This window comes from Paractinoplanes atraurantiacus (assembly GCF_900215205.1).
In the GTDB taxonomy this organism is placed as follows: domain Bacteria; phylum Actinomycetota; class Actinomycetes; order Mycobacteriales; family Micromonosporaceae; genus Actinoplanes; species Actinoplanes atraurantiacus.
In genome coordinates, this window is the sequence record NZ_OBDY01000041.1 from 1 (window position 1) to 12,511 (window position 12,511).

At 71.4% G+C, this 12,511-nt stretch carries 14 protein-coding genes; 9 read left to right on the forward strand and 5 right to left on the reverse strand.

The genetic code is table 11. The annotated features are described in order from the left end of the window. Together CRP55_RS47275 and ald are read right to left on the reverse strand one after the other, a co-directional pair. A partial coding sequence (locus CRP55_RS47275) for a transposase family protein (RefSeq protein WP_179855664.1) occupies nt 1-376 on the reverse strand: 376 nt, incomplete at its 3' end. 521 nt (nt 377-897) lie between these two features. Further along, nucleotides 898-2,013 (reverse strand): alanine dehydrogenase, encoded by a 1,116-nt coding sequence (ald, locus tag CRP55_RS47280; protein WP_097328660.1) that lies wholly within the window; start codon nt 2,011-2,013, stop codon nt 898-900. Between the two features lie 129 nt (nt 2,014-2,142). Between ald and CRP55_RS47285 the strand changes: the two genes are divergently transcribed. The 8 genes from CRP55_RS47285 (at nt 2,143) to CRP55_RS47320 (ending at nt 8,138) form a co-directional block, all read left to right on the forward strand. Then, nucleotides 2,143-2,613 (forward strand): Lrp/AsnC family transcriptional regulator, encoded by a 471-nt coding sequence (locus tag CRP55_RS47285; protein ID WP_097328661.1) that lies wholly within the window; start codon nt 2,143-2,145, stop codon nt 2,611-2,613. A gap of 91 nt (nt 2,614-2,704) precedes the next feature. After that, the gene (locus CRP55_RS47290; RefSeq protein ID WP_179855666.1) at nt 2,705-3,898 is read left to right on the forward strand and encodes a GAF domain-containing sensor histidine kinase; all 1,194 of its coding nucleotides are present in this window, start codon (nt 2,705-2,707) and stop codon (nt 3,896-3,898) included. A gap of 19 nt (nt 3,899-3,917) precedes the next feature. Next, nucleotides 3,918-4,382 carry a MarR family winged helix-turn-helix transcriptional regulator gene (locus tag CRP55_RS47295; protein WP_245923854.1) on the forward strand — a complete coding sequence of 155 codons (465 nt, stop codon included), beginning with the start codon at nt 3,918-3,920 and terminating at the stop codon, nt 4,380-4,382. Continuing rightward, nucleotides 4,379-5,596 (forward strand): MFS transporter, encoded by a 1,218-nt coding sequence (locus CRP55_RS47300; RefSeq protein ID WP_097328663.1) that lies wholly within the window; start codon nt 4,379-4,381, stop codon nt 5,594-5,596. The genes CRP55_RS47295 and CRP55_RS47300 overlap by 4 nt, the downstream gene beginning before the upstream one ends. 22 nt (nt 5,597-5,618) lie before the next feature. Then, complete coding sequence (locus CRP55_RS47305) at nt 5,619-6,437, forward strand: hypothetical protein (protein ID WP_143235435.1); 819 nt, start codon at nt 5,619-5,621, stop codon at nt 6,435-6,437. A gap of 55 nt (nt 6,438-6,492) precedes the next feature. Then, nucleotides 6,493-7,041, forward strand: a complete 549-nt coding sequence (locus tag CRP55_RS47310) for a hypothetical protein (RefSeq protein WP_143235436.1) — start codon at nt 6,493-6,495, stop codon at nt 7,039-7,041. Between the two features lie 35 nt (nt 7,042-7,076). Continuing rightward, nucleotides 7,077-7,265, forward strand: a complete 189-nt coding sequence (locus CRP55_RS47315) for a hypothetical protein (RefSeq protein WP_097328666.1) — start codon at nt 7,077-7,079, stop codon at nt 7,263-7,265. Between the two features lie 42 nt (nt 7,266-7,307). After that, nucleotides 7,308-8,138 (forward strand): ADP-ribosylglycohydrolase family protein, encoded by an 831-nt coding sequence (locus CRP55_RS47320; protein ID WP_281260866.1) that lies wholly within the window; start codon nt 7,308-7,310, stop codon nt 8,136-8,138. Here CRP55_RS47320 and CRP55_RS47325 read toward each other — a convergent pair. Next, nucleotides 8,135-8,629 (reverse strand): GNAT family N-acetyltransferase, encoded by a 495-nt coding sequence (locus tag CRP55_RS47325; RefSeq protein ID WP_097328667.1) that lies wholly within the window; start codon nt 8,627-8,629, stop codon nt 8,135-8,137. The genes CRP55_RS47320 and CRP55_RS47325 overlap by 4 nt on opposite strands. A gap of 119 nt (nt 8,630-8,748) precedes the next feature. On the opposite strand from CRP55_RS47325, the gene CRP55_RS47330 reads away from it, so the two are divergent. Continuing rightward, on the forward strand, nt 8,749-9,759 hold the full coding sequence (locus CRP55_RS47330) for a LacI family DNA-binding transcriptional regulator (protein WP_097328668.1): 1,011 nt from the start codon (nt 8,749-8,751) through the stop codon (nt 9,757-9,759). Between the two features lie 15 nt (nt 9,760-9,774). On the opposite strand, the gene CRP55_RS54210 is transcribed toward CRP55_RS47330, so the two are convergent. Both CRP55_RS54210 and CRP55_RS47340 read right to left on the reverse strand, forming a co-directional pair. Continuing rightward, nucleotides 9,775-11,628 carry a serine/threonine-protein kinase gene (locus CRP55_RS54210; RefSeq protein ID WP_245923878.1) on the reverse strand — a complete coding sequence of 618 codons (1,854 nt, stop codon included), beginning with the start codon at nt 11,626-11,628 and terminating at the stop codon, nt 9,775-9,777. Between the two features lie 52 nt (nt 11,629-11,680). After that, the gene (locus CRP55_RS47340) at nt 11,681-12,400 is read right to left on the reverse strand and encodes a laminin G domain-containing protein (protein WP_097328669.1); all 720 of its coding nucleotides are present in this window, start codon (nt 12,398-12,400) and stop codon (nt 11,681-11,683) included. Nucleotides 12,401-12,511 lie beyond the last annotated feature (111 nt).

The window sequence follows — 12,511 nt, forward strand, 5'->3', positions numbered from 1 at the left end:
CGCCTTTGACGCTGGTGGTGGTCTCGGTGAGGCGGTCGCAGTCGAATAGTTTCCCGTCGAGAATGACGTAGACCCAGCCGTCGTCGGCGACCTGCTGGAGTGCTTCATGCAGATCCGGGGCGCGGGCTGCGAGGACGCTGATACCTTCAGCGAGATACCGGTAAGCGGTGGCCCGCGAAATCCCGAACCCGGCGCCCAGCAACGTGACGTCGTCGGCTTTGCGGAACCACACCAAAACCAAAAGAGCCTGGTGGAAGCAGGTCAACGCACGTGTCCCGCGGCGCGTGCCGCGGACGCGGCGTTGCGCGGCCAACAGGCCGGCGAGGTGGCGCACCAGTGGTCTGGGCACGTCGAGCATGGCAAGATAGCGAACCACGTGGAGCCCTCTCGATAGGCCGATTCCGTCGCAAGAACCTGTCTATCGATGGCTCCACGCCTATATCCAGCACCATCCGGTCTGACCGGGTATGCCCGTGTCTACATCAGACCTCGCGATTCCCTGCTGAGATCACCTCATTCTCATGCCGCGATCCGGCAGTCTGACACAAATGGCTGCCCCTTACGTGCCCTACGTGACGGTCGTGGGTACCTACAACGCTTCCCGCGGCGGCTGGCCGAAGGAACGCAGTGTCCGCAAAGGCCTACTTCGGCATCATCGAAGATGCGATTGATCGATCAGGCGATCGCCGAGCGGCTGCACAGGAGGATTCGGGAGGCGAGCTTGCGGTTCATGACGATCGTGATCCAGCAAGACCGACGTGGTTCCGAACCAGAAGCGGGGCGCCTTCCTCTGGGGTTGTGGTGCTCTTCGACGAGCGGGCTGGGGCGGAGAACTTCGCCCGCAGGTGTGAGAGGCCGCCCGGTGGGGAGCCCGGGCGGCGACCTTTTCGGGGTGGGTCAGTGGAGCACGGAGGCGATCTCGACCGAGGGGAGACCCAGGGCGGTGCCGACCTCGGCGTTGGTCAGGCGCCCGTCGTGGACGTTCAGGCCCAGGGCCAGCGCCGGGTCCTTGGCCAGGGCGTCCTTCCAGCCCAGGTCGGCCAGCTTCAGCGCGTACGGCAGGGTGGCGTTGGTCAGCGCGTACGTCGACGTGTTGGGGACCGCGCCCGGCATGTTGGCCACGCAGTAGAAGACCGTCTCGTGGACCTTGTAGACCGGGTCCTCGTGGGTGGTCGCGTGCGAGTCGGAGAAGCAGCCGCCCTGGTCGATCGCGATGTCGACCAGCACCGCGCCCGGCTTCATGCGCTTGACCAGGTCGTTCGAGACCAGCTTGGGGGCTTTCGCGCCGGGCACCAGCACGGCGCCGATCACCATGTCGGCCTCGAGCAGGGACTGTTCGATGGCGTACGAGGACGAGACCAGCGTCTTGACCCGGCCGCCGAACTGGGCGTCGATCTGGCGCAGGCGGGGGATCGACAGGTCGAGGACGGTCACGTCGGCGCCCATGCCGAGGGCGATGGTGGCCGCGTTGACGCCGGAGACGCCGCCGCCGATGACCGTGACCTTGGCCGGGCTGACGCCGGGCACGCCGCCCGGCAGCACGCCCCGGCCGCCGCTGTTGCGCATCAGGCTGTACGCGCCGACCTGCGGGGCGAGACGGCCGGCGACCTCGGACATCGGGGCCAGCAGCGGCAGCGAGCCGTCGGCCAGCTGCACCGTCTCGTACGCGATGGCGGTCGTGCCGCTGGCCAGCAGCGCCTTCGTGCCCTCAGCGTCGGCCGCCAGGTGCAGGTAGGTGAAGACGACCTGGTCCTTGCGGAGGCGGTGGTACTCGGAGGCGATCGGCTCCTTGACCTTGAGCAGCAGGTCGGCCCGCTCCCAGACGGCGTCGGCGTCCGCTTCCAGCACGGCGCCCGCGGCGACGTAGTCCTCGTCGGTGATGGCGGAACCCACGCCGGCGCCGGCCTGGATGATCACCTCATGCCCGCGGCGGACGAACTCGGCGACGCCGGCCGGCGTGATCGCCACCCGGTACTCGTGGTTCTTGACCTCGGTCGGCACACCGATCCGCATGGCTTCGTCTCCCTCGTCACGCCGTTGTGGATTTCAGCGTGAAACGATGTGCTGTCACCGCGCAAGATGGCCGAATATGATTCTGCGCAGTGTGACCTGTGTGAAGAAAGTAGCGAGAGAGGCCTCGTAGTGACCGACCAACCGAAGGATCTTCGAGGCCTGGATCACATCGACCGCGAGTTGCTGGCGCTGCTCGAGGCCGACGGCCGCATGCCCAACAACGCCCTCGCCGAGCGGGTGGGCATCGCGCCCTCCACGTGCCTGACCCGGGTCCGCCGGCTGCGCGAGATCGGCGCCATCCGCGGGTTCCACGCCGACGTCGATCCGGCCTGGATCGGGCGGCCCATCGAAGCCATGATCGCCGTGAAGATCCGGTCCGAGTCCCGCGACGCGATCGGCAAGTTCGCCTCGTCGCTGGCCGACATCCCGGCCGTACGGGATGTCTATTTCGTGTCCGGCTCGTACGACTTCCTCCTGCATGTGGCGACGGCCGACGTGGAGGACCTCCGTGCGGTCATCACCGAGCGCCTGAGCGGAACGCGCCTGATCGCCGGCACCGAGACGTATCTGATCTTCGAGCACCGCCGCGGGCAGGGCTGATCCCGCACTGCACCGTCGGCACCACTCAACAAGCCACGGGCCCGGCCGACCCTTCTCATAGCGGATGCAGCATGAGCTAAGGACGGGCGAGATGTCGGACACCCTGGTCGCGGAGCGCGAACGCGTGGCGGCGTTGCACGACTATCGCGTGCTGGACACCGCGCCGGAGAGCGACTTCGACGACATCGTGACGCTGGCCGCCCAGCTCTGCCGCGCGCCGATGGCGGCGATCAGCCTCATCGACGACGAGCGGCAGTGGTTCAAGTCGCGCATCGGCATCGAGGCCTGCGAGGTGCCGCGCGACCAGTCGTTCTGCGCGCACGCCATGTTCAGCGACGGGGTCATGCAGGTGCCCGACGCCCGTCTCGACCCGCGCTTCCGGGACAACCCGGCGGTCACCGGCGACCCGCACGTCGTCTTCTACGCCGGCGCGCCGCTGATCACCGCCTCGGGCCAGGCGCTCGGCGCGCTCTGCGTGATCGGGCACGAGCCCCGTCTACTGACGCCGGCCGAGACCACCGGGCTGCGCACTCTCGCCCGGCACGTGATGGCCCAGTTGGAGCTGCGACAGTACGCCCGCGGGCTGAACGCGCGGCTGCGCGACGCCGACCGGGTCCGCGACGAGTTCCTGTCCCGGGTCACGCACGAGCTGCGCACGCCGCTCACCTCGATCAACGGCTATCTGGAGCTGCTCGGCGACGGCGTGAGCGCGGACGGCGATTTCGTGGCCCGCATCCGGCGCAACTCGGAGCGGCTGACCGCGCTGGTCGACGACATGCTGCTCGCGGCGAAGAGCGGCCGGAACGACCAGGACGGCCTGGTGCTGAACAAGCGCGAGCTGGACCTGTCCGTCCTGGCCCGGGCCGCGGTGCGCCGCAACGTCGGGCTGGCCCTGACCCGCTGCCTGGACATCTACGCCGACGCGCCGCTGCCGGTGATGGTCGAGGCCGACGAGGAGCGGCTCGGCCAGGTGCTGGAGCGTCTGCTGCTGAACGCGGTCAAGTTCACCCGGCGCGGCCGGATCACCGTGCGCGCCCGCGTCCGCGGCGACGACGCCGTGCTCGAGATCCGTGACACCGGCATCGGCATGACCGCCGAGGAGAGCGCCCGCGTGATGGCACCGTTCCGCCGCTCGGCCGCCGCCGAGCGTCACGAGGTGCAGGGCGCCGGCCTGGGCCTGAGCATCGTCAAGGCGATCATCGACGGCCATCACGGCACCATCCGCATCGACAGCGAGCCCGACCGCGGCACGGCGATCGAGGTGACGCTCCCGAGAATTATATGAGTGCTGTTACATTGCCGGAGTGGACCTTCTCGACAGCAATCACTGGAACGACCTGCACGCTCTGCTGGCCGAGCTCGACTCGGACATTTCAGATCTGTACCGGGCGGCGGGAATGGAAAGTGTCCGGACTCGCTTCGTCGGCCCGCTGATCGCCCTGCACCGCTTCGGGCCGATGACGATCCGGTCGCTGGCCGACAGGCGCGGCGTGAGCCACTCGGCGATGAGCCAGACGGCGGCCGCCATGACCAAGGCCGGCCTGGTCGAGAGCGTCCCCGGCGCCGACGGGCGCACCCGGCCGATCCGGCTCACCGCGCGGGCGGCCGAGATCATGCCGTTCCTGATCGCCGAGTGGCGGGCCACCGAGGCCGCCGTGCGGGAGCTCGACGCCGAGCTGCCGTACTCGCTCACCCAGGTCACCGCCGACCTGCGTGAGCTGCTGGCCCGGCGGCCGTTCGCCCGGCGCCTGCGGGACCACCTCGCATGAGGGCGCTGGCCGACCTCAGCCCGCTGCGCGAGAACCGCACCTTCCGCAGGCTCTGGCTGGGCACCACGGCCTCCGGCTTCGGCGGCCAGTTCGGCTCGTTCGCGATCGTCTACTACGTCTGGGACCGCACTCACAGCGCCGCCATAGTGGGGCTCGTGGGGCTGGCCATCGGCGTACCCCTAATTGTGTTGGCTCTTGCCGGAAGTGCTTTCGTCGACCACGTCGATCGGCGGCTGCTGACCATGCGCTGCACCGTGGCGCAGATCGTGGTGAGCGCGGCGATGACCTTCGTAGCCTTCACCGACGCCGGCGGCGTGCCCGCGATCCTGCTGCTCACCGCCGTCCAGTCGGCCATCGGCGGCCTCAACGCCCCCGCACGCCAGACGTTCGTGCCGACCCTGCTGAGCGGGGAACGCCTGGCCGCCGGACTCGCCCTCAACCACCTGTCGTTCCAGCTCGCCATGCTCGCCGGGCCGGCCACCGCGGGCGCGCTCACCGCACTGGCCGGCGTCGGCTGGTGCCTCGCCTTCGACACGCTCACCTACGGTTTCGCGCTCTTCGGGGTCGCCGGCCTGCCGCCCGGCGTCCCCGTCTCCGAGGGACGGTCCGGCTTGGGGGCGGTCCGGGCCGGTTTGTCGTACGCGGTGAGCACGCCCCAGGTGCGAGGAGCGCTGCTGGCCGACCTCGCGGCCACGGTGCTGGCCATGCCGTTCGCCCTGTTCCCGGTCATCAATCAGGAGAAGTTCGGCGGCCGCCCCGAGATCCTCGGCCTGTTCGCCACGGCCGTCGCGGTCGGCGGCGTGCTCGCCTCGGTGCTCTCCGGCCTGGCCACCCGATACGCCCACCCCGGCCGGATGCTGCTGGCCTGCGGCGCGGTCTGGGCGGTGGCCCTCGGGCTGACCGGCCTCAGCACCAGCCTGTACGCGGTACTGGCCTTCCTCGCCGTGGCCGGTTTCGCCGACACGTGGGCCGTCGTGTCGCGCGGAACAGTCGTTCAGGGCTCCACACCGGACGGCTACCGGGGCCGGGTGGCCGCCCTCGAGCACATCGCCGGAGCGGCCGGCCCACACCTGGGCAACCTGCGGGCGGGCCTGGTCGCCTCGGTCACCTCAGGCGGTGCCGCCCTGGCCATCGGCGGGGCCCTGGGCGTGCTCGGCACGGCATTGATCGCCTTCTCCGTCCCGGCCCTGCGCCGCTACAAGATCCCCACTTGACCACCGTGCCACCATGCTCGGCGTGGGATCTGACGCGAGGATCTACGTCTTCGACTACGAGCGCTACCGGGCCGAAGTCGTGCCCGGGGTTCTCTCGCTGCTGCGCGGCGGCGACGTGCCGCCCTGGCTCGCAGGTCTTCCCGGCAGCGAGTGGACCGACATCTGGGCGCCGATGGCCGGGCGCATGCGGTCCCGGCCGGTCGACCTGGCCGCGTACTGCCTGTGGCTGGGCGAGGACCTCGCCTACCTGGGCAACCAGCTGGTGATGCGGCCGGAGGGCGCCCGTCAATGGCTGCGGTGCCCGTCGACGACCTGCCCCGAGCGGTCCCGATGCTCCTTCCACGCCGGGGCCGAACAGGAGAACGTCGAAGAGCTGAGTTTCCTGTACGCGGCCTGGGTCACCCTGCGATGCCTGGGTGAGGGCCAGTTCGTGGGGCGCTCGGCCCGGCCGTCGGCCTACGATCCGCTGCTGGAGCATCTGGGCGTGCCCGGGAACGACCCGATCCGCCTGTATCTGAACGCCCTGGACGTTCGCGGTGGCGTGCTCGGCTACGAGTTCGAGAACACGGGCGGCACCTACGGCTGGCTCAACCCGGCCGAGACCGCCGACCTGGCCGCCCGCCTCGACAAGCTCGACCTGCCCCGCTACGAGCGCACGTTCGCGGCCGCGTCGGCCGCCTTCGGCGCCTTCCACAGTGGGCCGTCGAGCGAGCTTGACTGGCCGGCCCTGACGCTCTCGTTCGTTCGCACGGTGGCCACGATCGCCGCCACCACAGGACAGGGGGTCCTGTGGGGCGGTGACCTCTACCCGGAGTCCTGGCGCGAGTTGCTCAACCTGTGAGAGGCCGGCGCCGTCAGAACCAGGCGTAGACGCCGTTGCCGGCGACCCAGTCGGCGTGGGCAAGACGTCGCTGACCGTCCACTGGGGACAAGGTCGGGGATGCCGCTTCCCGGCCGGGCGGCTCTACGTGAACCTGCGGGGTTTCTGGGGTGGGGAGCCGATGCCGGCCGACGAGGCGCTACGGGCGCTGCTCGACGCGCTCGGGGTGCCGCCGGCGGGCCTGCCGGCCGGGCTGGACGCGCTGACGGCCCGCTACCGGAGCCAGGTCGCCGGCAAGCGGCTGCTGGTGGTGCTGGACAACGCGTGCGACGCCGCCCACGTACGGCCGCTGCTGCCCGGCGCCGGCACGGTCCGCACGCTCGTCACCAGCCGCAGCCGCCTCGCCGGGCTCGCCGCCACCGACGGCGCCCAGCCCGTGGCCCTCGCCTCGCTCGGCCCCGCCGACAGCCGAACCCTGTTGGTCAGCCGCCTCGGCGGGGCTTCGCTCGGCCCCGCCGACGGCCGGGCCCGGCCGGGGGAGGAGCGGGTGGTGCGGCTCTGCGGCGGGCTGCCGCCGGCGTTGAGCATCGTGGCGGCGCGGACGCGACTGACCGGTTTCCGCTGAGCGAGCTGGCCGACGAACTGGGCGACGGCGACGGGATGCCGACGGCGGGCGACGGGGCCACCGACATCCTGATGGCGTTGCGCGGGCTGACCTTCGTGAGTGTGGTCGACGGGAAGGACGAGGACGCGCTGGCGTACGACCTGGTGCACCGGCTCGAACATCCGCAGGCGGCGACCATCGAGGCCAAACTGTCGGGCGTGCACGCTATGGTCGGCCCGCTCTGAAATCGACTGGCAGCCAAGGCCCGCGTGGGCGAGCATTCACCTGTGATCAACAGGGCGAGGGCGGCTTTGCGGGGCTTGGCGATGGGTGACGCCTTCGGGGGCACCTGGTTCCGCCGCCGCTTCGCCGTGGACAACCTGCGGCCCGGCCCGTGGCGGTGGACCGACGACACGGCGATGGCGATCGTGCTGCTGTCGGTGCTGGAGGAGCACGGCACGGTCGACCAGGACGCGCTGGCGGCCGGATTCGCCCGGGCGTACGCGGAGGATCCGCACCGCCACTACGGCGCTGGGATGCACGACGTGCTGGCGGCGCTCGGCCAGGGCGAACCGTGGCCGGAGGTGACCCGCCGTCAGTTCGACGGCGAAGGCTCGTGGGGCAACGGCGCGGCGATGCGGGTGGCGCCGCTGGGCGCGTTCTTCGCCGACGATCCCGATCAAGTGCCGATTGAGGCCGTACGGTCGGCGCAGGTGACCCACGCGCATCCGGAGGCGGCCGCGGGCGCGGTGGCGGTCGCGCTGGCCGCGGCCCTCAACGTGACCGGCGGCCTGGACCTTTCGGCGATCGCCGACCGGGTGGACGGCACCGAGGTGGCCCGGGGCCTGCGGCGGGTCGCCGCCCTCGACACCGACCCGCGGAAGGTCGCGGCCATGGTCGGTTGCGGCCGGCGCATGTCAGCGCCGGACACGGTGCCGTTCGCGCTGTGGTGCGCGGCCCGGCACCCCGCCGACCTGGAAGCCGCCCTGTGGGCCACCGCCAGCGCCGGCGGCGACGTGGACACGACCTGCGCCATCACCGGCGGCGTGGTGGGCGCCCGCACCGGCGTCGACGCCCTTCCCGCGCAGTGGCTGGCCGCCGCCGAGCCGGTGAGCTAGCCGAAGCTTTTGTACATCAGATGCAGGCCCACCCGGCCCTGGGCCGGGTGGTCGAAAGCGCCCGGCACGGTGCCCAGGATCTCGAAGCCCAGGCGCTGGTAGACGGCGACGGCGGCGTGGTTCGACTCGGCGACGGCATTGAACTGCATTCCGGCGTACGGCTGGGAACTCGCCCACGAGAGTGCGTCGCGGCAGAGAAGCGTGCCCACCCCGCGGCCCCGCGCGCCGGAGGCGACCATGAAGCTGGCCGTGGAGATGTGAGCGCCCGGCCCGGGACGGTTGGGGCCCATCTTGGCGGTGCCCAGGACCCGGCCGGTGGACTCGTCGACCGCGACCGTCGTGCGGCCCGGCGGGCGCTCGATCCAGACCTCGCGGGCCGTCTCCTCCGACATCGCCGGGTCGTACGTGAACGTGTCGCCGGCCTCGACCACCTCGCGGATGATCGACCAGACCGCGGGCCAATCGTGATCTTCGAACTCTCGCACTCGCACGCGATGACGGTAACGGCGTCACCACCGCGCCGCGACCGCATTAGGGGAGGCTGCGCGGGCCAGGTACTTTGTGTCGGGCGCGACCTCCTTTTCGCGCGCGCGAAGGAAGGTGCCAGGCGATGACGACCGAGCGGAACAGGACGACGGGGCGGCCGACGCTGGAAGAGGTCGCCGCGCGGGCCGGTGTGGGCCGCGGGACGGTGTCGCGCGTGGTCAACGGCTCGGCGCAGGTGAGCCCGCGCGCCCGGCAGGCCGTCGAGGAGGCGATCCAGGAGCTGGGCTACGTGCCCAACCGGGCCGCCCGCACGCTCGTCACCCAGCGGACCGACTCCATCGCGCTGGTCATCTTCGAGTCGGGCGAGCGGTTCTTCGCCGAGCCGTTCTTCGGGCGCATCGTCCAGGCGACGTCGTCGGTGCTGGTGGCCCGCAACCTCCAGATGGTCCTGATGATCGCGCAGGCGCCGGAGGAGCGGCGGCGGCTCGAGGGATACCTGACCCGCCAGCACGTGGACGGGGCGCTGCTGCTGTCGCTGCACGGCGACGACCCGCTGCCGGCGGTGCTCGAGGAGCGGGGCGTGGCGACGGTCCGGGCGGGCCGCCCGACGTACGCGGACCGGGGCTCGTACGTCGACGCCGACAACCGGGGAGGCGCGAGGGAAGCCGTGTCCTACCTGTGGTCCCGCGGCCGCCGGCGGATCGCGGCGATCACCGGGCCGCTCGACATGGCGGCCGGCATCGGCCGTCTCGAGGGCTACCGCGACGTGGTGGGCGACGGACCGGTGGCGTTCGGCGACTTCAGCGAGGAGAGCGGGGCCGCGGCCATGTACAGGCTGCTGGAGCAGTACCCCGATCTGGACGCCGTCTTCGCCGCCTCCGACATGATGGCGGCCGGCGCCCTGCGGGTGCTGCGGCAGCACGGCCGGCGGGTGCCGGACGACGTCGCGGTCATCGGCTTCGACGACTCGGTGATCACCCGCCACACCGAGCCGTCCCTGACCAGCGTCGACCAGCCGATCGCCGAGATGGGCCGCGAGATGGTCCGCCTCCTGCTCGCCAAAATCGACGGCGACGAGCCGGCCGAGACCCAGGTCGTCCTCCCGACCCGCCTGGTCATCCGCGGCTCGGCCTGAGCGCCCGCCCCGCGCTCACAGCGTGCGGGCGGCCTTGTCGACGTCGGCCAGGCGCGAGCGGAGCAGGGCGGCCTGAGCGGAGGAGACGCTTCCCTCGCCGGCCCGGTCGTTGATTTTGCGGCGTAGCGCGTCCACCTGGTCACCGGCGTTGTCACCGTTGCGGGTCAGAGGCTGCAGCAGGTTGAGCAGGTCGGTCGCCACGTCGGAGCGGATGTCGCCGCCGGCCGCGCCGCGTTCCACGGCGGTGCGGAAGCGGCTCACGGCGTCGTCGAAGCTCAGCGTCGGGCTCGGCTTCGGCGTCGGTGAGAACGACGTCGGCGGCGGCGTGGTCGTGGTGGGCGCGACCGTCTCCGGCGTGGTCGTGACGGCAGCGGGCGGCGCGGGCAGCTCGGGATTGGCGTCTGTCGTCTCGTTCCGCGGCCAATTGATCACGGCGAAGGACCCGACCAGCGCCGCGACGAGCGCCGTGACCCCCACGATCAGAGCCAGCCGCCGCCCCGGCGGCTTGGTCAGCGCCAGAGTGTTGGCAGGCGCGCGACCAGTGGCAGCCATCCGTCCTCCGCGGAGTTCTCGTCCCGCGCGGGGGTCCTGTCTCGCGCTGAACCCGTGCCCGGCGCTGGCGCCTTCCGCGCTGAACCCGTGCCCTGCGCTGAAGCCTTGCCTTGCGCTGAAGCCGTGCCCCGCGGTGACGCCTCGTTCCGTGTGGGGCGCTCGGCTCGCCGGAACAGCGCGGCCCGGCTTGAATCCCGCAGACGGCCCGGCCTTCCTGTCCGGCGCAAAGCGGCCATAACGGGCGGCAGGGCCAAGGTTCTCCGGGGGCGTCGAAGAAGACGGCGGCCCGGCGGCCGCCAGCGGCGTGAAACGGCCGCCGGAAGCGGAAGCCGCTGCGGACTCGTGCTGGGCGGTTTCGTTGCTGGAGGTGGCGGCCTGGGCGGTTCCGTTGCTGGAGGTGGCGGGGCCGAAGCTGGAGGGGTCGGCGCTGGAGTTGGAGGGAGCGGGGCCGAAGCTGGACAGGGCCGGGCCGAAGCTGGAGAGAGCGGGCCCGAGCTGGGCGGGCTCGGGCTTCAGCCACAGGGCCGTCAGGTCGAAACGGACCTCGGCCGCCGTCGGGCGCGCCTCGGGGGAGTCGTCCAGGCAGCGGGCGACCAGGTCGCGGAACTCCTGCGGCAGGTCGGCGGGGAGGTGGGCCGGGCCGCCGCCGGCGCGGGCCTCGGCCAGTTCCTCCCATGTGTCCACCGGGTAGGGCGGGTCGCCCGTCACCATCTCGAAGAGGAGGACGCCCAGGCCGTACACGTCAGTGGCCGGCTCGGACGGCATGCCGTCCAGGCGCTCCGGTGCCACGTAGGCCGGCGTGCCGAACGTGGAGCCCGACTCGTCGTCGTCCGGCTCGCCGGCCGTGGCGCTGATGCCGAAGTCGAGGATCTTCACGCCGGTGGGGGTGAGCATCACGTTGCCCGGCTTGATGTCGCGGTGGACCACACCGGACGCGTGGGCCGCGGCCAGCGCGTCGGCCACCGCCGCGCCGATGCGGGCCGCCTCGGGCAGGCCGATCGGCTCGCGCTCGAGGCGGGCCGCGACCGACTCGCCCGCCAGCAGTTCCATCACCACGAACGGCGTCACCGAGCCGTCCGGCCGCACCGCCTCGCGGTAGTCGTGCACCGCCGCGATGTTCGGGTGCTGCAGCTTCGCCGCCATGCGCGCCTCACGCCACACCACCTGCGCGCCCAGCGGCAGTTTCACCGCGACCGGGCGCGCCAGCAGCTCGTCGTCGGCGCGCCAGATCTGCGACATGCCGCCGATCTCGAGGAGCTCGGCCAGGCGGTACCGCGAAGCGAGCAGGCTTCCCGCAATAGGCCACTCTTCGCTCACGAGGGAACATTCGCCCGGATCCCGACGGGTGTCAACTCGTGTGAGCCGGCGACTACCAGGCGTGCTGGTCGACCTCGAGCGCCACGTAGTCGATGTCACCCGCGTAGTAGTCGCAGCCGACGTCGACCTGGTCGCAGTCCGTCTTGCCGCCGATCGCCACCGGCCACGAGTTGGCGATCGCGCCGGTCCAGCCGTACCGGCCGGCCACCGTGCGCCCGTCGATGGCCAGGAACACCCCGTCGTCGGTCCGCTCGCAGCGCACGGTGTGCCAGCGCCCGTCGTTGATCGCTTTCGGGGCGGTCACCAGCAGGGCGGTCGACGAGCCGCGGAACCAGCACTGGACCTTGCCGTTCGGGATCTGGATCTTGTAGCTGCCGCCGGAGACGGTGGCCTGTCCTTTTTGGATGATGTTGCCGAAGTGCTCGCGGGTGCGCAGCCGCACCGTGATCGCGTAGTCGCGGGTGCCGGGGTCGAGCTCGGCGTCGTCGGGCACGATGGCCAGGTGCCCGGGGTGGGTGGGCGGGGTGTCCGGCTCGAGGCGGTCGAAGCGGTAGCCGTATCCGCCGTCGGTGCGCAGGCCGACGCCGACGTCGCGGCCGATCCGTCCGTGGAAGCCGTGCCCGCTGCCGTCGCGCATCGTTGAGGAACCGGGGGACTCGTTCATGCCCCAGAAGGCGATCTCGTGCTGGGCCGAGGCGGAAGCCGGCGCCGCGACGGATCCGACGGCCACGAGGGCCGTCGCGGAGATCATCCAAAAGTGCCGTTTCTTCATGGTAATCCCCGTTGGCGCGCTATATCCGTTTTGACGGTTTGAGTGTACGCATGCGGGAACCATCCCCGAGGGTGAAGCTTCAAGAAGGAGTGGACTTCATTGGGAAGAAAG